Below are 24,237 nucleotides of genomic sequence, written 5' to 3'. Positions count from 1 at the left end.
CCTGGTCTCAGTCCTCCCTTCGACGGAGCACGGCATACCCAGCCGCCCAGTCCGTGACCCCCGGCCTTCGGCCGAAATCGGCGATCCGGAGGTCGAGCACGGTGAACCACGTGTCCACGGCGGCGAGGAACGTCTCCTCAGTGGTCCAGGACGGGCCGCCGGACTGGTTCAGGGCGTCGTCTTCGCCGAGTGCGGCGGCCCCGACATGTACCCACAGTCCGCCGGGTCGGCACATCCGAGCCATCGACTTGGTGGACGAGACCCGACTTCGCGAACGCTTCAATTTCCCTGTGCCGGAAGTCCGCGGCGGGGGCGCCGTCCAGTAGTGACGCCAGCTTTCCTCTGTGCACCTTGCGCATGATGACGCGCCGTTGCTTTCCGTGGCGCAAGTCGGTGACATCGACGAAGCCCGTACCACGCCGGTAGCCGCACTTGTTCATGTGGAACGTGGTGCGCCAGTCGAGGACCGCTTCGCCCTCGGGACCGGCCAGCGAGCGCGGCGGGTACAGGTGGCTGAACAGCCGCCATTCAGCAGTGCCGGCGCCAACTGACTGAAGAAAGCCACGGATATGCCGACCGCCCGCGGCGCGGATTCGTCAAGGGCCTCCGTCAGCAGATCGTGCAGATGCTCAGATCCACCTGATGCGCGCTGTAGCCGAACCGGCGGACGTCACCGGCGAGATAGGACAGACTCAAGTACGGAAAAAGAGTCGCCTCCGTCAATGGTGGAAAGAGCAGCAAGAGATCCATGCCATCCGTCCTGGTCCGGACGGTGGAGCCGACCGGATACGCGCAATGCTGGAAGTCGGTATCGGCCGACACCGCGGCCTCGCGACCGTCAGGCACCAGGTGCCTGGCGCGAGACCGCAGTGGCTCGTCAAGCCAACCGGTCGGGCCGGTCAGCCCGCCGGTGCCGGTTGACGGAGGCCGTCAGAGCCGGGACCCGCCTCGGCTTTCGGCCAGGCAGGAAGCCACCGCCTCTCGTGGCCGGATTCCGCCGCCCGCCGTCGCCCGGCAAGCTCACAAATGACGGCGTTGTCCCTCCTCGGCACCGGAACCACCCGGCCGTGTGCGCATCAGGCGGCCGTGCGCGCCGCCACGAGGCCATCGAAGTCCGGGAACTTCAAAGCGATGTCGCTCCCGGTGAAGTTGCCGATCCAGCCGCTCTCTTCATGGAAGAAGCGGATGACGGTGAACGAGGGTGCGGCCCCCATGTCGAACCAGTGCTTCGTCCCACGCGGCACGCCCAGCAGATCCCCGGCCTCGCACAGCACGGCGTGCACTTCACTGCCGACGTGCAGATAGAAGGCCCCGGCCCCCGCGACGAAGAACCGCACCTCGTCGTCGTCATCGTGCGTGTGCTCGCTGAGGAACTTCTTCCGCTCGGCCTTGGCGGTCAGGCGCCAGCCGAGATCCTTCCGCGGCCGCAGGCCCACGACGTCGATGGTGGCGAAACCTTCGGCAGCGGCCAGGCCATCCACAGCGTCCCGGTACGCGCTCAACACGGCTTCGGAGCCGGGGTCTTCGGGCAGGCCGTCGCGTAGCGGCCACTGTTCGTAGCGCACCCCCGCGGGTGCCAGGGCGGCCGCGATCTCACTGGGATCGGCCGTATGCCGTACGGGGTTGTCGGGGCCGGAATCCGGCCACGTGATCAGCAGGGTCATGGCGCACTCCTCAACGCTTGTCCGATGGGGCGGGCAGCGACAGGGCCAGATAGTCGGGATAGGTGTGCGGCAGGCCGGATGCCATTTCCAGCACCTGTGCGGGGCCTTCGGCGGCGGTCTTCTTGAAGCCCGCCAAGCGGTAGACCGTGTACATCGACTTATTGACATCGGTGGGCTTGAAGTCCGCTGTCAGGCGCACCTGTTCGGCCTCGGCCGACTGCGCCAGATACCGCAGGATGGCGCCTCCGACATTGCGGCCCATCACCCGGCAGGACATCAGGAACAGACGGATCCGCCATTCCTCCGCCGTCTTGCCGACCAGGGTGAGACCGATGGTGCCGTACGACCCGAAGCGGTCCGTGAGGCGGGCGACCAGGAGCGTCTGGTCCGGCCGGTCCATCAGTTCGCGCAGTTCCGCTCTGGAGAAGGTCAGACCGGTGGTGTTGAGCTGGTGCGTGCGCTCGGTGAGTTCGGCGGCGCGTTCCAGGTCCTCAGGAGTGGCCACCGCGACCGTGAGCCGCATCTGCAGCGACCTGAGGAACTCGACCTGCGGGCCGGCGAACGACTTCTCGTATTCGTTGCGCTCCTCCGCCTGCAGATACAGCGTGCGGCGGGCGCGCCCGTCCTCGGTCACCGGCCGGGTCAGCTCCGGGCGGTCGAGCAGGTCCGCGGTCTCGGCCGCGTCCACGCACCGCACCTGCGGGTGTACGAACTCGACCTCGGCCCGCTCGAAAGCGGAGTCGTCCACGAACATCACCGTGTCGAGGCCGATGTTGAGGCTCTTCGCGATGCTCTCGACCAGGCTCGACTTCGGCTGCCACGAGACGTGCGGGACGAGGAAGTAGTGGCGGATGCCCAGTCGTTCGAGTTCGGCGAGGGCCGCCTTCTCGTCGTTCTTGCTGGCGACCGACTGCAGGATGCCGCGCTGGTCGAGCGTGTCGATCAGCTCACGGACGCCGGGTCGCAACTTCACCCCCGAGCCTTCGGACAGTACGCCTTCCCACACGGTGTCATCCAGGTCCCAGACGACACACTTGACCAGCTCACTCGGCACAGTCAGCTCCTGCTTCGAACGGATATTGCGGGTGGCGTCTGCGTACGCGGAAACGCTGCAGGCTCTCCTCGGCCAGCAGGTCCTGCAGCAGTTGCGTGCTTCCCTCGATGATCTGCATGACCCGTGCGTCCCGCACCCAGCGGTCCACCGGACTTCCGTCCACCAGGCCCGCCGCGCCGTGCAGTTGGGCCGCGGCCGCGGACGCCCTGTCCGCCGCGCGGGACGCGGCCAGCTTGGCCGTGAGCACGTGTTGGTTCAGCCAGTCGTCCTGGGTGTCCATGGCCCGCGCCGCCTGCTCGCACAGGAGCCGCGCCGCCTCGGTGTCGAGGACGGCGTCGCTGATGAGACCGCGGACGAGTTGCAGGTCGATCAGACGCCCGCCGAACTGCTTACGGCTGCTGGTGTGGCCGAGGATCGCGTCACAGCACGCCTCGGCGATCCCGAGGGAACCGTACGCGACGCAGAGGCGCCCCAACGTCAGCGCGCTGCCCGCGACGTGGGAGACGCCGAAGCCGGGACGGCCCACCATGCGGTCGGCGGGGACGCGGCAGCCCTCCAGGTGCAGGTCGGCCAGCATGGCGCTGCGGAAGCCACTGGTGGGGCGGCTGGGGACCACCGTGACGCCCGGGTCGTCCCGCTGGACGAGAAAGGCCACGCTGCGGTCGCCGTGCCTGGCGAAGACCAGGAAGCAGTCGGCCAGCTGACCGAAGGACAGCCAGCGCTTCGTGCCGTCCAGGCGCCACACGGTGCCCGCGTCCGCGCCTGCCGGGCCGCCGCCTTCCGGGGCCTCTTCCGGAGTCGCCGTCGTCCCGACGGCCTGCGCGTCGCTGCCCGCGCCGTCCTCGGTGAGGCCGAACGCCCCGATGAGTTCACCGGAGGCGAGGCGCGGCAGCAGCCGCTGCCGGGTGGCCTCCGACGCCCAGCGGCTCAGGCTCGCGCACACCATGCCGTGCACCGTCAGCAGGCTCTGCAGCGACGCCGAGGTACGGGCCACCGCCCGGCTCAGCTCGCCGTACCCCCGGTGGCCCAGTGGCCGCCCCCCGTACTCCGCGGGCACCATCGCGCCCAGCGCGCCGGACCGGACGAGCTCCGCGACGACGTGCGCGGGCACCGCCTTCGCCGCCTCGATCTCGTCGGCCAACGGCAGCAGCAGTCGCCCCAGCTCGGCCGCGGCCGGTGGCGGCTGGCTCATGCCTGCTTCTCCTGCACGAACCGCACGATGCTGTCCAGGGTGTCGAAGTTCTCGATCTCCAGGTCGTCGTCGTCGATGCCGACGCCGAACTCCTTCTCGAGGTGACTGACGAGCGCCACGGTCGCCAGCGAGCTGAGCACCCCGCCGGTGATCAGCTGGATGCCTTCCAGCTCGGCGGGGTCGTCCACGTACCGCGACAGGAAGTCGAGGACACGGGATCGGACGGCTGCGTCCTCGTAGACGGCGGTCACTGCAACATCACACTCCAACTCACACGATCACAACAGGGCGGTGGCGATGACGCTCAAGGCGTCACCGCCTTCCACGCCACTTCTTCTCAAGTCGGTTGATCTGGCTCTGGCTGAGGTTGACGAGGGAGAGGTCCGAGGGCGTCCGGCCGACCGCGTCGGGGCCGTCGGCGTGCGCGGCCAGTGCCTTGAGGTGGGCGACCCAGCCCTCGCTGAGCTGCTTCACATCCCCGGGCGTCAGCACATCACGCGGCCATGACCACGTCGCGGACAGCTCCGGGCCTGACGGGCCTTCCGTTGTCGCCGCGTTCACCATCAGCGCGTGCGTCAGACGCATCCGGGGGTCGAGGCCGCCCGTGGGCGTACGGCCGACCACCTGCTGCCAGTCGTCCTCGGGACGGGAACGGCCCAGGCCGACCCGACCGAAGTAGTTGAACGCCACCTGCGCGTCGGGAAGTGCGGAGAGCACCGGTGCGGTCTCCGGGTTGAGATGGCGCAGCAGGCCGTAGTCGATCCGCCGCTCCGACGCGGCACGCAGCTGTTCCTTGACCCGTTGCAGAACCCGCCCGGCGGCGGGTCCGCCGCGCCGGACCTCGCCCCAGGACACCCTGCCGGGATCGAGCCGCACGGGGGCCATGGCCGTGAACCAGCCCACCGTCCGTGACGTGTCGGCCCCCGGGAACAGGTCCTCCCGCCCGTGGCCTTCGACATCGACCAGGAGGGACGTCGCGCCAGCGGCCCCCGGCGCGGGAGAGGCACCCAGTAGGGGAGAAACGCCCGGCACACCGCGCGCGTTCCGCCACTGGGTCACCGCGAGCAGGAACGCGGTCACGAGTACGTCCTCGACTCCGGCGTGCAGCGTGGTGGGCACCCGCGTGAGCAGCGCCTCCGTCAACTCCACCGGAACCGTCGTACGCAGCGCGTCGAGCCGCGCCGCCGTGTCCTCGGACGCACCCGCCCGCCTATTGCCTAGGGGCGGTTCGGAGACGGACAGGGCATCGGTCCAGTACCGCAGGGAGTCGGTGGTACGCGGTTCACCCGCGAGCGCGTGGAGCTGCTCCGCCCAGCGCTTGAAGGAGGTGGGAACCGTCGCCAACTCCGGTGCGTGGCCGCGGAGTACGGCCGCCCCCGCCGCGGCGAGGTCGGGCAGGAGTATGCGCCAGGAGACGCCGTCCACCACTAGGTGATGGATCGTCAGGAGCAGTCGTCCCGGCTCCTTCGGCCCGTGGTCGAACCAGACGGCCTGGAGCATCACTCCGTCGCGCGGCGCCAGCCGCCCCTGTGCCTGCGCGGCATGTTCGGCGAGCAGCTGTTCACGCTCGGCCGCGGCCGCGTCGGCGCAGTCCACCCTCGCCAGGGCGGCATCGGCCGTGAGCGCCTGCGGGCTGCCCACCGGAGGGACCAGCAGGGCCCAGTCGCCCTGGTCGCCGTCCCGCGTCAGTCGGGCCCGCAGTATGTCGTGACGGTCGAGGAGGGACTGCAGGATCTCCACCAGCTGGTCGCGCCTCACACCTGCGGGGGCCTGGACCAGTCGCGCCTGGAAGAACTCCTCATACGTGTGCTCGGGCTCGACGAGCCACCGCATGATGGGGGTCAAGGGGATCGAGCCGGTTCCGTCGTCCGTTTCCGATTCCGACGGGCTTGCGCCGTCCGGCAACCTGCCTGTCGTGTGGGCGAGTTGCCGCGCCGTGTGGTGGCGGAAGACGTCACGTGGTGTCAGGTCGAGGCCGCGTTCGCGGGCGCGGCTGACCAGGACGATGGAGCTGATGCTGTCGCCGCCGAGGGCGAAGAACCCGTCGTCGACGCCGACACGGTCGGGGTCGAGACCGAGAACGTCCGCGAAGAGGTCGGTGAGCGCCTTCTCCTGCGGGGTGCTCGGGGCGCGGGTGCGGGTGGCCGGCGCGTAGTCGGGTGCGGGCAGTGCCTTGCGGTCCAGCTTTCCGTTCGGCATGAGGGGGAAGGCGTCGAGGGTGACGACGGCTGCGGGGACCATGTGGTCGGGCAGCCGGGCGGCGACGGCCTTCTTGACTTGGTCGACGTCGACGGCACCATCGGCCACGTCATCCTCGGCCACGACGTAGCCGACCAGGCGCCGGTCGCCGGGCCGGTCCTCACGGATGAGGGCAGCCGCACTCGCGACGCCGGGGCAGGCGGTCAACGCCGCTTCGACCTCGCCGAGTTCGATGCGGAAGCCGCGCAGCTTGACCTGGTCGTCGGTGCGTCCGAGGTAGCGCAGGGTGCCGTCGTTGTTCCAGGACGCGAGGTCCCCGGTACGGTACATACGCGACCCAGCAGGCCCATACGGATCAGCGACGAACCGCTCCGCCGTCAGCCCCGGCCGCTTCAGATAACCGCGGGCGACACCGGCCCCCGCAACGTACAACTCACCGGGCACCCCGGGCGGCACCGGAGACAACCCCTCATCCAGGACGTACGTCCGCACGTTGGCGATCGGGCGACCGATCGGCGGCACCACCGCACCCGACAACGGCTCACTCACGGTCGCGCACACCGTCGCCTCCGACGGCCCGTACGCGTTGAACATCCGCCGGCCCGCGGACCAGCGTCCGACCGTGTCGGGGTCGCAGGCCTCGCCCGCCACGATCAGCGTCAGCGCTGCCGGGACACGCGCCGCGTCCAGGACGCTCAGTGCGGACGGCGGCAGGGTGCAGTGGGTCACTCCTGCGTCCACCAGGACACGCGTCAGTGCCTCGCCGGGCATGAGCCGGTCCGGGTCCGCCAGTACGAGCGTGCCGCCCGTCAGCAGGGCGGTGAAGACCTCCGACGCGGCGGCGTCGAAGCTCGGCGACGCGAACTGCAGCACACGGCTGCCCGTACCGATCCCCCACTGCTCGCTCTGCGCGAGAGCGAGATTCACCAGGCCCGCGTGGTGGGCCACCACGCCCTTGGGGGTGCCGGTCGAGCCCGACGTATAGATGACGTACGCGGGGTGGCCGGGGTCCAGTGGCGTCAGGCGGTCGGTGTCGGTCGGGTCGGCGTCCTGCCGGGCGGTCAGCCGACTCTGGAGGGTGGGGTCGTCGAGGAAGACGGTGGGGGTGTCCTCGGTCCACAGCGCGCTGGTGGTGGTGTGGGTCAGGACGAGGGTGGGACGGGCGTCCTCCAGCATGAAGCGGATGCGGTCGACCGGGTAGGCCGTGTCGACGGGCAGGTAGGCGGCGCCCGTCTTGAGCACCGCGAGCAGGGCGGTGATCAGTTCCGGTGAGCGGGGCAGGGCGAGGGCGACGATGTGTTCGGGGCCCACACCCTGCTCGATCAGGAGGTGCGCCAGGCGGTTGGCGCGGGTGTTGAGGTCCTCGTACGTGAGGTGCTCACCGTGCCCGCCGTCGGCGATCAGCGCGGTGGCGTCCGGTGTGGCTTCGGCCTGCGCCTGGATCAGTTCGGGGACCGTGGCGCGAGGCACCGGCCTGGCGGTGTCGTTCCGCTCCTCCAGGATCCGGTGCCGCTCGTCGTCGGAGAGCAGCTCGATCGATCCCACGCGCCGCTCGGCGTCGACGGCGACGCTCTTGAGCACGCGGATGAGCCGCTCGGCCATGGTGGTGACCGTGCCGTGGTCGAACAGGTCGGTGCGGTACGAGATCACGCCGCTGATCCCGGCATGGCCGCCGTCGGCATCGCGCTGTTCGGCGAGGTTGACGGACAGGTCCATCCGGGCGGCTTCGACGCGGACGGCCTGGGGCGTGGCCGTCACGCCGACCAGGTCCGGTGTGGCACGGGGAGTGTTGTTGAAGGCCAGCATCACCTGGAAGAGGGGGTGATGGGCCAGGGAGCGCGTCGGGTTGAGCGCCTCGACCAGTCCCTCGAAGGGGATGTCCTGGTGGGAGTAGGCGCTCAGATTCGTTGCGCGGACCCGGTCGAGGAGTTCGGCGAAGGTGGGGTCGCCGGACAGGTCGGTGCGCAGCACGAGGGTGTTGACGAAGAAGCCGACCAGGTCGTCGAGTTCCTCCTCGCCCCGGCCCGCGACCGGCGTGCCCAGGGGAATGTCCGTGCCCGCGCCGAGGCGGTGCAGCAGCACGGCGAGGGCGGACTGCAGCACCATGAACACCGTCGTCTGCCGCGACCGCGCAAGACCGGCCAGCGCCCGGTGCACCTCGGCATCCACCCGCACCGGCACCGAGGCGCCCTCGTATCCGGCCTGTTCCGGATACGGATGATCGGTCGGCAGCTCAAGGCGCTCCGGCAGCCCGGCCAGAGCCTGCTTCCAGTAGGCCAGCTGGGTGCTCAGCACACTGTCCGGCTCGTTCGCGTCGCCGAGCAGCTTCTGCTGCCACAGGGTGTAGTCGGCGTACTGGACCGGCAACGGCACCCACGCCGGCGCCCGTCCCGCACACCGCGCGGCATAGGCCGCACTCAGGTCACGGGCCAAGGGGCCCATCGACAGGCCGTCGCCGGCGATGTGATGGAGCGCGAGGACCAGTACGTGTGCGTCGACAGCGTCGCTGACCGTGAACAGGGCGGCGCGCAGAGGCAGTTCGGTCGCGAGGTCAAAGGGGTGACTGGCCGCACGGTCCACGACGGCGGTCAGTTCCGCCTCGGTGACCGCTTCGGCCGTCACCGAGGGCTGCGCCTCGGCCGCCGGGCGGATGTCCTGGTACGGCTGGCCGCCCGTCTCAGGGAAGACCGTGCGCAATGCCTCGTGGCGCGCGACCACGTCGCCCAGCGCGGCGCGCAGGGCATCGACGTCCAGGGTGCCGGACAAGCGCAGAACCACCGGCACGTTGTAGGTCGCGCTGGGTCCCTCCAGCCGGTTCAGAAACCACAACCGGCGCTGTGCGAACGACAATGGCATGTGTCGCGGACGGGGGGCGGGCGTCAGGGCCGGGCGGACGACCGGGTTACTCGTCGCCTCCACCACACGCGCCAGCGCGGCGACGGTCGGGGCCGCGAACAGGTCGCGGATGACCAGGTCGACCCCGAGCGCGGCCCGTATGCGGCCGATGAGGCGCATGACGAGCAGGGAGTGCCCGCCCAGGTCGAAGAAGCTCTCCTCCACACCGACCTGACCGACGCCGAGGACGTCCGCGAAGAGCGCCGCCAGGATCTCCTCGCGCACATCGCGCGGGGCCCGGGAGAGACCCGCCGTACCGCTGTAGTCGGGCGCGGGCAGCGCCTTGCGGTCCAGCTTCCTGTTCGGGGTGAGGGGAAGTTCGTCGAGGGTGACGACGGCCGCGGGGACCATGTGATCGGGCAGCCGCGCGGCGACGGTCTTCTTCACCCGGCTCACGTCGACGCCACCGTCGGCCACGATGTAGCCGATCAGGCGCCGGTCGCCGGGCCGGTCCTCACGGATGACGGCAGCGGCGGCCCGTACCCCTGGGCAGGCCGCCAACGCGGCCTCGATCTCGCCCAGTTCGATGCGGAAGCCACGCAGTTTGACCTGGTCGTCGACGCGGCCCAGGAAGCGCAGGGTGCCGTCGTCGTTCCAGGACGTCAGGTCGCCCGTGCGGTACATACGTGACCCAGGAGGACCGTACGGGTCGGCGACGAACCGTCCGGCGGTCAGTCCTGGCCGGTTCAGGTAGCCACGTGTGACACCGGCGCCCGCCACGTACAACTCACCGGGCACGCCCGGCGGAACCGGGGACAGCCCGCCGTCCAGTACATACGTGTGCACATTGCCGATCGGGCGGCCGATCGGCGGCACCGCGGCCCCGGACAAGGAGTCGCTGACGGTCGCGCACACCGTGGCTTCCGACGGCCCGTACGCGTTGAACATCCGCCGTCCGACGGACCAGCGTCCGACCGTGTCGGGGTCGCAGGCCTCGCCCGCCACGATCAGCGTCATCGCTGCCGGAACGCTCGCCGTGTCCATCACGCTCAGCGCGGACGGCGGGAGGGTGCAGTGGGTCACTCCGGCGTTCACCAGGACATGCGTCAGGGCGTCACCGGGAGCCAGTTCTTCCGGGGAGGCCAGGACGAGCGCCCCGCCCTGCAGAAGGGTTCGGAAGATCTCCGACGTGGCGGCGTCGAAGCTCGGCGACGCGAACTGCAGCACGCGGGTCCCCGGGCCGATCTCGTAGTGCCCTCGCAGGGCGAAAGCGAGATTCACCACGCCCGCGTGGTGGGCCACCACACCCTTGGGGGTGCCGGTCGAGCCCGACGTGTAGATGACGTACGCGGGATGTTCCGGCACCGACGGGCCCAGCCGGTCCGCGTCCGTCAGATCAGCCGTCGACAAGCTCGCGAGGCGGCCTTCGACCACCGGATCGCTCAGAGAGATGACGGCGCATTCACCGGAAATGCCGGGAAGCGTGGAGGCGGAGTCGACCAGCATCACGCTCGGGCGGGAGTCCTCCACCATGAAGCGGACTCGCTCCACCGGGTACTCCACGTCCACCGGCAAGTAGGCCGCACCCGCCTTGAGCACGGCCCATACGGCCACGATCATCTCCGGCGACCGTGGCAGCGCCAGCGCCACCAACTGCTCGGGGCCGACGCCTCGTTCCACCAGCAACCGCGCGAGCTGATTCGCGCGGGCGTTCAACTCGCCGTACGAATAGACCGTGCTGCCGTCCGCGGCCACCAGCGCCGCGGCATCCGGTGCCTGAGCGGCCCACGTCTCGAACAGGGCAGGCGCGGTCCCCTCCGGCACCTCCACCGCCGGACCACTGCCCCACACGTCCAGCACGCGCTCACGCTCATCGGCACTGAGCAGGCTGACCGAACCGATCGGCCGGTCCGGGAGCGCTGCCGCCAGCCGCTCCAGGAAGAGCAGGAAACGCTCGACGTGGGCGTCCATTTCCGCCCGGCTGTACATACGGTCGTTCGCGTCGAAGTACGCCTCGATCGGGCCTTCGTGCTCCCCTTCGTAGAAGGCGAAGGAGAAGTCCTCTGTGTAACGCTGCGAGAGGCTGCTTGCCTTTACCGGATGACCGTCGAAGCGTATGTCGTAGTCGAATGCCATGACATTGACCACGGGCCCGTAGGGAAGGCTCTCCCCGGCCATACGAATGCGTTCGCGACGCAGATCTTCCATACGGAACCGGCTGTGCCGCGAAGCCCGGGTCGTCTGGGCCCAGACTTTCCTGGCCAGCTTCTTCAATGACATTTCCGGACGCACCGTGATGTGCAGCGGAACGACGTTGACCGTCATTCCCGGCGTATTGCGCTCGACCTCGTCCAGGCGCCCGGACAGCGGAAGTCCGACGGATATGGTGCTCTCTCCGGTGGCCCTGCTGACGTATGCGGCGGTCGCCGTCACCGCCAATACCGAGAGGCTGACACCGAGTCGCGCGGCGGCGGAACGCAACTGATCCGAAAGGCCCGCGCCGAGCGTGGTCCGCCTACGGAGAATGTTCTCGGGCCTGCGGTGCGGGCGGCTGGAGAGCCTTACCGGGTCGGGGGCGTCCTCAAGGCGCTTGAGCCAGTACCGGCGGTCGGCTTCGTACTCTTCCGAACCCCGATAGGACACCTCGCGTTCCAGCAGATCGCGGAACGGAGGGAGCGGGGTCCCGCTGTCCTGGCGGCCCGCCACCCTGTCCGAATACAGCTGGGCGGTGCGCCGAGTGATCAGCGCGGAACTCCAGGCGTCCATGATGACGTGGTGGTAACGGCTGTACAGAATATGGAGGTTCGGGCCGACGGTGAGCAGCGCGGGCGCGTACAACGGCCCTTGCGTGAGGTCGAACGCGGTTTCGACATCCGTCGTCACCCACGCTTCGGCCGCCGCGCCCGGATCCTTCCACCCGGTGAAATCAAGCCGTCGCACCGCCACTTGTTCGGCGCGGCCGGGAACCTGAACCGGGCCGTCCGGACCCTGCGCAATGGCAAGACGCAGCGATTCCGCTTCCGCGAGGGCAGCCTGATAAGACTTTTCGAGAACTTCCGGGTCGATCGGCCCGTGGATTTCGACGCGCTCACCGACGTTGTAGACCGAGGAGATGGGCCCAAGGGAAGCGGCAAACCACACCCCTGACTGGGCAGCAGTTAGGGGCCATTGTTCATCGACCGGACCAGACACCCAAGCCCCCCACAGCTACGTGATCCATCCCGGCACTCGCCGGGCGTCCACATAATCACACATCATGTCGGCCAACCCATGGTCGAATTGATTGCCCCGCCGTCCGGCGCACCCCCTCGGGCAGCTTTGAGCGGGACACCCCGCGCCGTGGGTTAAGATCCCGGTCAGTACAGAAATCCAAGCCCTGCCTGCACCGCAAGGCTTTGTGACGGGCGTCACATGTACAGCTCGCAGCGACGGTTGTAGTGTCCCTTCAACTCATGGCTGCGTTACGGGGGTAGCGCTTTGGATGCAGGAGGGGGCCGTGGAGAGATTCCTCGGAGGGGCACCGCGGACACGTCTGGCCTATCGGCGAGCTATTCCCTGGCGACTCGGGTGAACAAGCCGAGCTGACGTCCTTTCCCAACTTCTTGGGCCACACCGACGACACGTGCCGTTTCCCTTTTGTGCGCGTCTCCTTTGTGCGCGACTGCCCAAGATATTCATGACCGGTGTGCGCGGCACACCGACGCCTGGCTCCCCCGCCTCTCGATCCGGCGCGGGAGACGGCGGGCGGACAGCCGCAGCCCGGTCCCGGTTCCGGTGAAGTGGTCGCGCGCACTGTCAATGGGCTACCTCAACACGTTGCAGTGCCTGGTACGGAGAGTGGATCAACCTTGTCGCATGAGCTTGAGGACATCTGGCCGCTGTCTCCGCTGCAGGAGGGGCTGGTCTACCACGCCCTTGCCGACCGCGAGGGACCGGATGCCTATGTCGTGCAGCTGATCCTGGACTTCGAGGGTCCCCTGGATGCCGAAGCCATGCGCACGGCCGGCCAGGCCCTGCTCGACCGGCACGCGAACCTGCGCGCCGCGTTCTGGGTGGACGACCTCGACGAGCCGGTCCAAGTCGTCGCGCGCGACGTCGAGTTGCCGTGGACAGAGGTCGACCTCACTCATCTGTCGCCCGCGGAGGCCGAGGCCGAACTGCGGTCGTTCGCCGACGCAGAGCGGGCCCGCCGCTTCGAACTCGACCGCCCGCCGCTGCTGCGCATGGCGCTCCTCAGGCACGCCGGTGGCGCGGGCGTGGCCGCGGCCGGCCGCAGCCGAGTGGTCATCACCCAGCATCATGTGCTCGTCGACGGCTGGTCGTCGTCCCTGATGGTGCGTGAACTCCTTGCCCTGTACGACGCCAAGGGCGACGACAGCGCTCTCCCTCCCGTCACGCCCTACCGGGAGTACCTGGTCTGGCTCTCCGAGCAGGACCGCGACGGCGCCCGCGAAGCCTGGACCACGGCGTTGGCCGGCGCTGAGCCGACCTTTATCGCAACTCCGGCCGTGGACACCGTTCCTGAAAGTGCGACAGCGGCCTTCCCGGAAAGCTTTGTTGCACACCTCCCCCAGCCGACCACGGCCTCGCTTCAAGCCCAGGCCCGTCGCCTGGGCGTCACGCTGAGCACGCTCGTCCAGTGCGCGTGGGGTGTGCTCCTCGGCCGGATGACCGGTCAGGACGACGTGGTCTTCGGTGCCGTGGTGTCGGGGCGTTCTCCCGAGATTCCGGGTATCGAGGGCATGATCGGTCTGTTCATCAACACGGTGCCGGTCCGGGTGCGGTTGAATTCCGAGGACACGTGGGCCGATCTGGCCACACGTGTGCAGGACGAGCAGGGTGCGCTGCTGCCGCACCAGCACCTGTCCCTGACGGACGTTCAGCGGGCCGCCAGTCTCGGCGACGCGTTCGACACGGTCATGGCCGTGGAGAACTTCCCCGCCGACCGCGACGCCTCCGCCAACCGCAGCAGCTCCCACCTCACGGCCACGGCCACGCAAGGTCGCGATGCCACCCACTATCCGTTGAGCCTTGCCGTGTCTCCTGGCGACGTACTCCGGCTGCGGCTGGACTTCCGCGCCGACCGCTTCGACCAGCAGGCGGTCAGCGTCATTGCCGACCGCCTTGTGCGGATCCTCACGGCGGTGGCTGAGGATGCGGGGCGGCGGGTCGGTGCGGTGGAGCTGCTCTCCGCTGGTGAGCGTGAGCGGGTGGTGGGTGAGTGGGGTGCCGGTCCGGCGGTAGAGGTGCTTGCGGAAACGGCCCCGGCTCTGTTCGCGGCGCGGGTCGCGCAGGCTCCGGATGCGGCGGCGGTGCTGGCTGCGGATGGCAACACCGTTTACTCGTACGGTGAGTTGGATGCGCGTGCGGATCGGCTGGCGCGGTTGCTGATGGACCGTGGGGTGGGGCCGGAGCAGGTGGTGGCGCTGGCGCTGCCGCGGTCGCCGGAGCTGGTGGTCGCCGTTCTTGCGGTGTGGAAGGCGGGGGCGGCGTATCTGCCCATCGACACCGCGTATCCGGTGGACCGGATCCGCTTCATGGTCGAGGATGCCCGCCCGGCACTGGTCGTGACGGACACGACGAGCATGCATCTGTGGACGCAGGACACGCCTGTTGTGCGGCTCGATGAGCCTGCCGTACAGGCGCAGTTGGCGGCTTCTGCCCCGGCCGGTCCGGTCGCGGCCGAGCTGGTCGCGGCCGAGCTGGTCGCGGCCGAGCTGGTCGCGGCCGAGCATCCTGCCTATGTCATCTACACCTCCGGCTCGACCGGGGTGCCCAAGGGTGTCGTGGTCACGCACGCGGGCCTGGTGAGCCTCGTGGCGTCCTCGGCCCCTGACCTCGGTGTGGGTCCGGGCAGCCGGGTGCTGCAGTTCGCCTCACCCAGCTTCGACGCGGCCACCTGGGACTGGAGCCTGGCGCTGCTCTCCGGTGCCGCACTCGTGGTCGCCGACGCACACGAGCTCGTTCCCGGCCCCGCGCTCACACGTGTCCTCTCCGACGCGGGCGTAACGTACTGCATGGTGCCCCCCTCCGCCCTGGGTGTGCTGGACACGGCACACATCCCGCCGTCGATGACGGTCGTCGTGGGCGGCGAGGCCTGCGGGCCAGACACCGCCGGACGCTGGTCCGTGGGCCGGACGATGGTCAACGCCTACGGGCCGACCGAAGCCACCGTGTGCGCCACCCTCAGCGACCCCCTCTCGGGGCCGGAAATCCCACCCATCGGCCGCCCCATCGGCAACGTGCGTACCTATGTGCTGGACGGCACGCTGTCTCCCGTCCCGCCCGGCGTCCCTGGTGAGTTGTACGTGGCGGGCGCGGGTGTCGCCCGTGGCTACCTCAACCGGGCCGGTCTGACCGCCGAACGGTTCATCGCCGACCCCTACGGGCCCCCCGGGTCGCGCATGTACCGCACCGGCGACCTCGCGTCCTGGAACAACGACGGCACCCTGCGCTACCTCGGACGCACCGACGACCAGGTCAAACTGCGCGGCTACCGCATCGAACTCGGCGAGATCGAAGCCGCATTGACCGCCTGCCCCGGCATGGCGAGTGCGGCCGCCCTCATCCGCGAGGACCGGCCCGGCGACCGACGCCTGATCGGCTACGTCGTGAGCGAAGCCGGAAGCGACGCCGAACCGGCCACCGTGCGCGCCCAGGTAGCCAACCGCCTGCCCGACCACATGGTCCCGTCCGCCGTCATGGTCCTGGACGCGCTGCCGCTGATGCCGAACGGAAAGCTGGACCGCAAGGCACTGCCCGCACCCGACTACGCCGCTACGGCAACGTCATCCCGGGCCCCGCGCGACGCACGCGAGGAGCTCCTGGCCGGACTCTTCACCGAAGTCCTCGGCCTGGACCACATCGGCCTCGACGACAGCTTCTTCGACCTCGGCGGACACTCCCTGCTCGCCATGCGCCTCATCGGCCGCATCCGAGCCGTACTCGGAGCGGACCTGGCCATCCGCGACCTGTTCACCGCCCCGACCGTCGCCACCCTGGCAGCCACGGTCCACGCCACGACAAACCCGGCCGCCCGACCCGCCCTCACACCCGCCACACGCCCCGAACAAACACCACTCTCGTTCGCGCAACGCCGACTGTGGTTCCTGCACCGCTACGAAGGACCCAGCGCCACCTACAACGTACCGATCGTGCTGCGCCTGACCGGCACCCTGAACACCAAGGCATTGCTGACCGCGCTGAACGACGTGGTCGCACGCCACGAGGCCCTGCGCACCGTCTTCCCCGACAACGACGGCCAGCCCTACCAGGACATCCGCCCGGCCACCGAAGCACAGCCCGAGATCACGGCCGAAACACTCACCGAAGCGGAACTGACCGACGCGATCGACCGCACCGTCCGCCACCCCTTCGACCTCGCGGCCGAACTCCCCCTGCGCGGAGCCCTGTTCACCCTCAGCGACACCACCGACGAGCACGTACTCGTCCTGGTCATCCACCACATCGCCGGTGACGGCTGGTCGATGGGACCTCTCGCCCGCGACCTGGGCACCGCCTACACCGCGCGCTGCGCGGGCAGCTCTCCGACGTGGCAGCCCTTGCCCGTGCAGTACGCCGACTACACCCTCTGGCAGCACGAACTCCTCGGCGACGAGAACGATCCCGACAGCCTGCTCTCCACTCAGCTCGCGCACTGGAGAGACGCGCTCGCCGGGCTCCCCGACCGCATCGAACTGCCCACCGACCTCGCCGAGCGGGCGTCGGGCGACCGGCGGGGAGAAGTGGCGGAGCTGTCCCTGACGGCGGAGCTGCACGCGGAACTCGTCCGGGTCGCGAAGGGCCACCGCAGCACCGTGTTCATGGTGCTGCAGTCCGCTCTGAGCGTGCTTCTGCACCGCCTCGGCGCCGGAACGGACATTCCGATCGGCACGCCGACGGCAGGCCGGGCCCAGCAGGAGCTCGACACCCTCATCGGCAACTTCGTCAACACACTGGTGCTGCGCACCGACCTGTCCGGCGATCCCACCTTCGCCGAACTCCTCGACCGCGTCCGCGAGAGCGACCTCAACGCCTACGCCCACCAGGACGTCCCCTTCGAAAGCCTGGTGGAGGCACTCAACCCCACCCGGTCCACGGACCACCAGCCGCTGTACCAGGTGATGCTCACGCTGCAGAACCACGAGGCGCAGCAGCTCGACATCCCCGGGCTGAGTCTCACGGCCTCGTCCTGGAACACGCAGGCCGCGCGCCGGGACCTGACCCTGACGCTGCGGGAGCGGTTCGGTCCTGACGGTGTGCCGCAGGGGATCGACGGGGCCCTGCAGTTCGACGCGTCCCGGTTCTCCCGGGAGCGCGTCGAGGCCATCGGCCGCTGGTTCCGGCAGACCCTCGCGAGCCTTCTCGACGATCCCGAGCAGCGCGTGGGATCGGTGGACCTGCTGTCGGCCACGGAGCAGGAGGAGATGCTCCGGGCGTGGAACGACACCGCCGTGCCCACCCGGCCCGGCACGCTCCCCGAGCTGTTCCAGGCGCAGGCCGAGGCCACGCCGGATGCCGTCGCCCTGATCGCCGACGGCACCCACCTCACCTATGACCAGCTCAACACCCGCGCCAACCGTCTGGCCCGGCTACTGAGGGAACACGGCGTCGGCCCCGAACACATCGTCGCCCTCGCCCTGCCCCGCTCACCGGAACTGATCACCGCACTCCTCGCCGTACTCAAGACCGGCGCCGCCTACCTGCCCATCGATACGACCTACCCGGTCGACCGCATCCGCTTCATGCTGAAGGACGCCCGCCCCACCCTCGTCCTGACCCACACCACCACCAGCGCGCTGTGGACCGAGGACACCCCCACCGTCCTCCTCGACGACCCCGCCCTCCAGGCGCAGACGGCAGCGCTCGACTCCACCGACCCGGCCACCACAGCCGACCCCGCCCACCCCGCGTACGTCATCTACACCTCGGGGTCCACGGGAACCCCCAAGGGCGTCATCGTGCCGCACGCGGCGGTGGTCGACTATCTGCGCGACACGAGCCGTCGTTACCCGGGGGCCCAGGGTGTGGCACTGCTGCACACGTCGCTCTCCTTCGACCTCTCGATCACCGCGCTCTTCACGCCGCTCGTCTCTGGCGGCCGCGTGGTGCTCGCGGAGCTGCGGGACGATCTCGCGGACGACGCGGAGATGCGTGCGCTCGGCTGCGACTTCCTCAAGGCCACGCCCAGCCACCTGGCGCTGCTCGAAGGCCTCCCGGAAGAAGTCTCCCCGCGCAAGGAGCTGCTGCTCGGCGGCGAGGCGCTGCTCGGCGAGGCCCTGCGCACGTGGCGCGACCGGCACCCGGACGTGACGGTCATGAACGTGTACGGGCCGACCGAGGCCTCGGTGAACTGCACCGAGTTCAGGATCGAGCCCGGCGACGAGCTGCCGGACGGGCCGGTCCCGATCGGCCGCCCGATGGCCAACACCCAGGTGTACGTCCTGGACGCGGGCCTGCGTCCGGTGCCGCCCGGCGTGCCCGGCGAGCTGTACGTGGCGGGCGAGTGCCTGGCGCGGGGCTACCTGCGGCGGCCCGGGCTGACCGGGCAGCGCTTCGTCGCCGATCCGTACGGGCCCGCGGGATCCCGGATGTACCGCACCGGCGACCTCGCGCGCTGGAACGGCGACGGCACCCTCGTCTTCCTCGGCCGCGCCGACGACCAGGTCAAGCTGCGCGGCTACCGCATCGAACTGGGCGAGATCGAGGCCGAGTTGACCCGCTGCGCGCACGTCGCGCGGGCCGCCGTGGTGGTGCGCGAGGAGCAGGAAGGGGACCGGCGCCTCGTCGGCTACGTCGTCCCGGAGACCGACGCGAGCGTCGACCCCGCCGAGGTGCGGGACCGCCTCGCGGAGCGGCTGCCGGAGTACATGGTCCCGGCCGCGGTCGTCGTCCTCGACGCTCTGCCGCTGACCGCTCACGGGAAGCTGGACCGCAAGGCGCTGCCCGACCCCGACTACACCGCCGCCGGTGGCACCGAAGGGCGGCCGGGCAGGCCCGCGCGCAGCCCGCACGAGGAGATCCTCACCGCCCTGTTCGCCGAGGTGCTCGGCGTCGACCCCGAGCGCATCGGTGTCGACGACAGCTTCTTCGACCTCGGCGGGCACTCCCTGCTGGCCGCCCGCGTGATCGGCCGTATCCGCAGGGCCATGGGCGCGCAGCTCGGCATCAAGGCGTTCTTCGACGCTCCGACGGTCGCGGGCCTGACCCGGCAGCTCGCGGGCAGCACCGAGGCGCGCCCGCCGATCGTGCCCGTGGCGCGCCCGCAGCGGATGCCGCTGTCGTTCGCGCAGCGCCGACTGTGGTTCCTGCACCGGTTCGAGGGGCCCAGCGCGACCTACAACGGCGCCGCCGTGCTCCGTATCTCCGGCGCCCTGGACGCGGAGGTGCTGCGGGACGCGCTCGGTGATGTCGTGGCGCGCCACGAGGCTCTGCGCACGGTCTTCCCGGAGACGGACGGCCAGCCCTGCCAGGACATCCGCCCGGCCGCGGAGGCGCGTCCGGTGGTGGACGTCGAGTCGGTCACCGAGGCGGAACTGGCCGGTGCGGTGGACCGCGCGGTGCGCCATCCCTTCGACATCACGGCCGAACTGCCCCTCCGTGCGGCCCTGTTCACCGTCGACGGCCTTGTCGACGAGCACGTGCTCGTCCTGGTCATCCACCACATCGCCGGTGACGGCTGGTCGATGGGGCCGCTGTCCCGCGACCTGAGCGCGGCCTATGCGGCCCGTCGCGCCGGCCGGGCTCCGGCATGGACGCCGTTGCCGGTGCAGTACGCGGACTACACCCTGTGGCAGCGTGCTCTCCTCGGCGACGAGAGCAACCCGAAGAGCCTTTTCACCGCGCAGGTCGGCTACTGGCGTGATGCGCTGGCCGGGTTGCCGGAACGCATCGACCTGCCCACCGACTTCCCGTATCCCGAGCAGGCGGGGTCCGAGGGCGGCGTCGTCCCGGTGCGGATCGATGCCGAACTGCACCAGGCTCTGGCCGGCCTCGCGCGGTCGCGGCAGACGACGGTGTTCATGGTGCTCCAGGCCGCGTTGAGCGTGCTCCTGCACCGGCTCGGCGCGGGCACGGACATCCCCATCGGGACCCCGGTCGCCGGTCGTGGCGAGGAGGAACTCGACGACCTCGTCGGCTTTTTCGTGAACACGCTGGTGCTGCGCACCGACCTCTCCGGCGACCCGACGTTCGAGGAACTGCTCGACCGCGTCCGCGAGAGCGACCTCAACGCCTACGCCCACCAGGACGTCCCCTTCGAGGGCCTGGTCGAGGCCCTGAACCCGACGCGGTCCCTGGCCCACCACCCGCTCTTCCAGGTGATGCTCGCCCTCAACAACAACCCGCGGGGCGAGCTGACCTTCGCCGGGGTGAAGGCGACCCCGCAGGAGGCGCGCATCAGGGCCGCGCGCATGGACCTGACGCTGCACCTGGCCGAGCGGCAGGGCGGGGGCGGATCGCCGGACGGCATCCACGGGTCGGTCGCGTACCGCACGGATCTGTTCGAGCAGGCCACCGTGACCGCGCTGGTGGAGCGGCTGCTGCGGGTGCTGCGCGTCGTCACCGCCGACCCCGGTCAGCGCGTCGGCACCGTCGATGTGCTGTCCGAGGGCGAGCGGCACCGGGTGCTCGAGGAGTGGAACGACACGGCCGCTCCCCTTCCGTCGGTCACGCTCCCGGAGCTGTTCCAGGCGCAGGTAGAGGCCACGCCGGATGCCGTCGCCCTGATCGCCGACGGCGTCCGCGTCTCGTACGCGGACCTCGACGCCCGCGCCAACCGTCTGGCCCGGCTGTTGACGGAACGGGGTGTCGGCGCCGAACACATCGTCGCCCTCGCCCTGCCCCGCTCGCCGGAACTGGTCACCGCCCTGCTCGCGGTGCTCAAGGCGGGGGCCGCCTACCTGCCCATCGACACGGCCTACCCGGTCGACCGCATCCGCCACATGCTGGAGGACGCCTGCCCCACCCTCGTCCTCACCGACACCACCACCACCGGCCTCTGGCCCCACGGCACCCCCACCGTCCTCCTCGACGACCCCGCCCCCCAGGCGCAGACGGCAGCGCTCGACACCACAAGGCCGGTCACCACACCCGACCCCGCCCACCCCGCCTACGTCATCTACACCTCAGGCTCCACCGGCACCCCCAAGGGCGTCACCGTCCCGCACTCCGGAGTCGTGAACCGGCTGCGGTGGATGCAGTCCGAGTACGGGCTCGGGGCCGACGACCGGGTGCTGCAGAAGACACCGGCCGGATTCGACGTGTCCGTATGGGAGTTCTTCTGGCCGCTGCTGCAGGGCGCGGCCCTGGTCCTGGCGAAGCCCGACGGTCACAACGACGCCCGCTACCTGGCCGGACTCGTGGAGAGCGAGAGCGTCACCACGGCGCACTTCGTGCCGTCGATGCTGGACGCGTTCCTGAACGAACCGTCGGCCGGGCGTTGCGTGTCCCTGCGGCGGCTCTTCAGCAGTGGTGAGGCGCTGCCCGCCCATCTGGTGACGCGCTGCCACTCCGTACTGCCCGCCGCGCGGCTCCACAACCTGTACGGGCCGACGGAGGCGACGGTCGACGTCACGTACCACCCGTGCGCCGCGGACAGCGATCCCAGGGTCGCTCCGCCCATCGGCCGTCCGATCGCGAACACGCGGGTGTACGTGCTGGACGCCGCGCTGCGTCCGGTCGCGCCGGGTGTCGCCGGGGAGCTGTACCTCGCGGGGGCGGGCCTCGCGCGGGGCTATCTGAACCGGCCGGGGCTGACGGCGGAGCGGTTCGTCGCCGATCCGTACGGGGGCGCGGGGTCGCGTATGTACCGCACGGGTGACGTGGCGGCCTGGAACCACGACGGTGCCTTGCGGTACCTGGGCCGCACGGACGATCAGGTCAAGCTGCGCGGCTTCCGTATCGAACTCGGCGAGGTCGAGGCCGCGTTGGCGGCCTGCCCCGGGGTGGCGAGTGCGGCCGCTCTCATCCGTGAGGACCGGCCCGGCGACCGGCGACTGGTCGGCTACGTAGTGGCCGATGGTGCCGTGGCCGATGGTGCCGTGGCCGACGGTGCCGCGGCCGGTGACGCCGTGGCCGGTGACGCCGCCGTCGACGTCGGCCAGGTGAAGAAGGCTGTCGCCGCGCGGCTGCCCGACCACATGGTCCCCGCGGCCGTCGTCACCCTCGACGCGCTCCCCCTCACGCCGAACGGAAAGCTGGACCGCAAGGCGCTGCCCGCACCCGACTACAGCGGTACGACGGCGTCGTCCCGGACTCCGCGCGACAACCGCGAAGAGGTGCTCGCCGTGCTCTTCGCCGAGGTCCTCGGCCTGGAGTCGGTCGGCATCGACGACAACTTCTTCGACCTCGGCGGACACTCGCTGCTCGCCACACGCCTCATCGGCCGCATCCGCACCGCCCTCGGCGCGGAGGTCGACCTGCGGACGGTCTTCACCAAGCCGACGGTGGCGGAACTGGCCGAGAACCTGGAGAACCCGGGCAGGCCGAGCCCCAAGCCCAGGCCCAAGCTGCGGCCGCGCTCGCGCGGGACGACGTGAGCACGGCCCGGCCGGCGGCCTGAAGCAGAGCCAGCCGGAACCGGGCCGGGAACCGGCACAGGAACCGGAACAGGCGGAGCCCCGGACAGCGGGACATCCGCAGCCGAAGGACACAGGGAACAGAGGAGAAGTGGCGTGAGCGAGCAGAGCGACTGGACGCCCCATGTGGTGACGCCGGACACGGCGGGGGTGGCGGCGAGCCATGAGGGCCTGCTGGCGGCGATCGGCGACACGGCGAGGACGGCCGAGCTGCTCCTCGCGAAGAAGGCCCTGGTCTTCCGTGGCTTCGGCACGTCCCAGGAGCAGGTCGACTCGGCGCTCGACCTCCTTCTGCCCAACCGCCTGGCCTACGTGCACGGCAACTCGCCCCGCACCAAGGTGGGCAGCAACGTGTACACCTCGACGGAGTACCCGTCCGAGTTCACCATCTCCATGCACAACGAGCTGTCCTACGCCCGCCGTTGGCCGTCCCGGCTCGCCTTCTACTGCGAGCGGCAGCCGGCCACCGGAGGCGCGACGCCGGTGGTCGACGGCACGGTGTGGCTCAGCTCCCTCGACGAGGACGTCAGGGCCGCCTTCAGCAAGGGCATCCGCTACACGCAGAACCTGCAGAGCGGGGCGGGCTTCGGCAAGAGCTGGCAGGACACGTTCGAGACCTCCGACAAGGACGAGGTCGAGGGGCTCCTCGCGGACGCCGACGTCACCTGGGAGTGGAAGGCGGACGGCGGCCTCCGCGTCACGCAGCTGCGCCCGGCCACCGTGCGGCACCCGGTCACGGGCGAGGAGGTCTGGTTCAACCAGTTCGATCAGTGGCACCTCGCCGGCCTCGACGCCGACACCGCGACGATGCTCTCCGAGCTGATGCCGGAGGACGAGCTGCCGCAGTCGGTGACGTTCGCCGACGGCACGCCCATTCCCGACGAGTACGTGGCGCACGTACGTGACAACGGCCTGGCCGCCGCCGTGGACGTGGACTGGCGCGACGGCGATCTGCTGCTGATCGACAACGTGGCCGTGGCGCACGGCCGCCGCCCGTACACCGGGCCGCGCCGCGTCCTGGTGGCCATGTCCGGGTGACCTGAACCTTTCCGGATGACCTGAACCATCCGGATCCACATCGCGCGGGACAGACCGGCGCTAGAGCTGCTGCTGAGACACGAGGGGAACGCAAGAAGACATGGTGCCGTTGTCGTTTGCGCAGCGTCGGTTGTGGTTCCTGTACCGGTTCGAGGGGCCCAGCGCGACCTACAACGTGCCGGTCGTGCTGCGTCTGTCCGGGGCCCTGGACGTCGATGCCCTGTGTGCCGCGCTGGGCGATGTGGTGGTGCGCCACGAGGCCCTGCGCACGGTCTTCCCGGAGTCGGACGGGCAGCCCTACCAGGACATCCGTCCGGTCACCGAGGCGCGGCCGGTGGTGGACGTCGAGTCGGTCACCGAGGCGGAACTGGCCGGTGCGGTGGACCGCGCGGTGAGCCATCCCTTCGACCTGGCGACCGAACTGCCGCTTCGTGCCGGGCTGTTCACTGTGGAGGACGCTGTCGACGAGCACGTACTCGTCCTGGTCATCCACCACATCGCCGGTGACGGCTGGTCGATGGGACCACTGCTCCGCGACCTCAGCACCGCCTACACCGCCCGCCGTGCAGGCGGGCCGCCCACGTGGGAGCCGCTGCCGGTCCAGTACGCCGACTACACCCTCTGGCAGCACGAACTCCTCGGCGACACGGACGACCCCGACAGCCTGCTCACCACCCA

General features: G+C 70.2%; 11 protein-coding genes. 3 read left to right on the top strand and 8 right to left on the bottom strand.

Annotation, left to right across the window (positions count from 1 at the left end; translation table 11 throughout):
* Window positions 1-7: 7 nt before the first annotated feature.
* From ACFVYL_RS22955 to ACFVYL_RS22920, 8 genes are all read right to left on the bottom strand, one after another.
* Window positions 8-235, bottom strand: coding sequence for a hypothetical protein (locus ACFVYL_RS22955; protein ID WP_389719033.1), 228 nt, complete (start codon window positions 233-235; stop codon window positions 8-10).
* Complete coding sequence (locus ACFVYL_RS22950) at window positions 138-569, bottom strand: DUF5825 family protein (RefSeq protein ID WP_389719247.1); 432 nt, start codon at window positions 567-569, stop codon at window positions 138-140. The genes ACFVYL_RS22955 and ACFVYL_RS22950 overlap by 98 nt, the downstream gene beginning before the upstream one ends.
* A gap of 40 nt (window positions 570-609) precedes the next feature.
* Window positions 610-846, bottom strand: coding sequence for a hypothetical protein (locus tag ACFVYL_RS22945; RefSeq protein ID WP_389719032.1), 237 nt, complete (start codon window positions 844-846; stop codon window positions 610-612).
* Between the two features lie 230 nt (window positions 847-1,076).
* On the bottom strand, window positions 1,077-1,664 hold the full coding sequence (locus ACFVYL_RS22940; RefSeq protein WP_389719031.1) for an acireductone dioxygenase: 588 nt from the start codon (window positions 1,662-1,664) through the stop codon (window positions 1,077-1,079).
* Window positions 1,665-1,674: 10 nt separating this feature from the next.
* On the bottom strand, window positions 1,675-2,718 hold the full coding sequence (locus ACFVYL_RS22935; protein ID WP_389719030.1) for an HAD-IIIC family phosphatase: 1,044 nt from the start codon (window positions 2,716-2,718) through the stop codon (window positions 1,675-1,677).
* Window positions 2,708-3,910: an acyl-CoA dehydrogenase family protein gene (locus tag ACFVYL_RS22930; RefSeq protein ID WP_389719028.1), complete on the bottom strand. Its 1,203-nt coding sequence runs from the start codon at window positions 3,908-3,910 to the stop codon at window positions 2,708-2,710. The genes ACFVYL_RS22935 and ACFVYL_RS22930 overlap by 11 nt, the downstream gene beginning before the upstream one ends.
* The gene (locus ACFVYL_RS22925) at window positions 3,907-4,161 is read right to left on the bottom strand and encodes an acyl carrier protein (RefSeq protein ID WP_389719027.1); all 255 of its coding nucleotides are present in this window, start codon (window positions 4,159-4,161) and stop codon (window positions 3,907-3,909) included. Before ACFVYL_RS22925 ends, ACFVYL_RS22930 begins: the two co-directional genes overlap by 4 nt.
* A gap of 61 nt (window positions 4,162-4,222) precedes the next feature.
* A complete protein-coding gene (locus ACFVYL_RS22920; RefSeq protein ID WP_389719026.1) occupies window positions 4,223-12,136 on the bottom strand; it encodes an amino acid adenylation domain-containing protein in 7,914 nt (2,637 codons plus the stop codon).
* A 656-nt stretch (window positions 12,137-12,792) separates the two neighbouring features.
* Between ACFVYL_RS22920 and ACFVYL_RS22915 the strand changes: the two genes are divergently transcribed.
* The 3 genes from ACFVYL_RS22915 to ACFVYL_RS22905 all read left to right on the top strand — a co-directional run.
* Complete coding sequence (locus ACFVYL_RS22915; RefSeq protein WP_389719025.1) at window positions 12,793-22,482, top strand: amino acid adenylation domain-containing protein; 9,690 nt, start codon at window positions 12,793-12,795, stop codon at window positions 22,480-22,482.
* Between the two features lie 135 nt (window positions 22,483-22,617).
* Window positions 22,618-23,559: a TauD/TfdA family dioxygenase gene (locus ACFVYL_RS22910; protein WP_389719023.1), complete on the top strand. Its 942-nt coding sequence runs from the start codon at window positions 22,618-22,620 to the stop codon at window positions 23,557-23,559.
* 103 nt (window positions 23,560-23,662) lie between these two features.
* Window positions 23,663-24,237, top strand: a 575-nt coding sequence (locus tag ACFVYL_RS22905; RefSeq protein WP_389719022.1) for a condensation domain-containing protein, incomplete at its 3' end; no start/stop codon positions are given.

The organism is Streptomyces sp. NPDC058308 (assembly GCF_042880275.1).
Taxonomy (GTDB): Bacteria; Actinomycetota; Actinomycetes; order Streptomycetales; family Streptomycetaceae; genus Streptomyces.
This window is presented reverse-complemented; position numbering and strand designations above follow the sequence as displayed.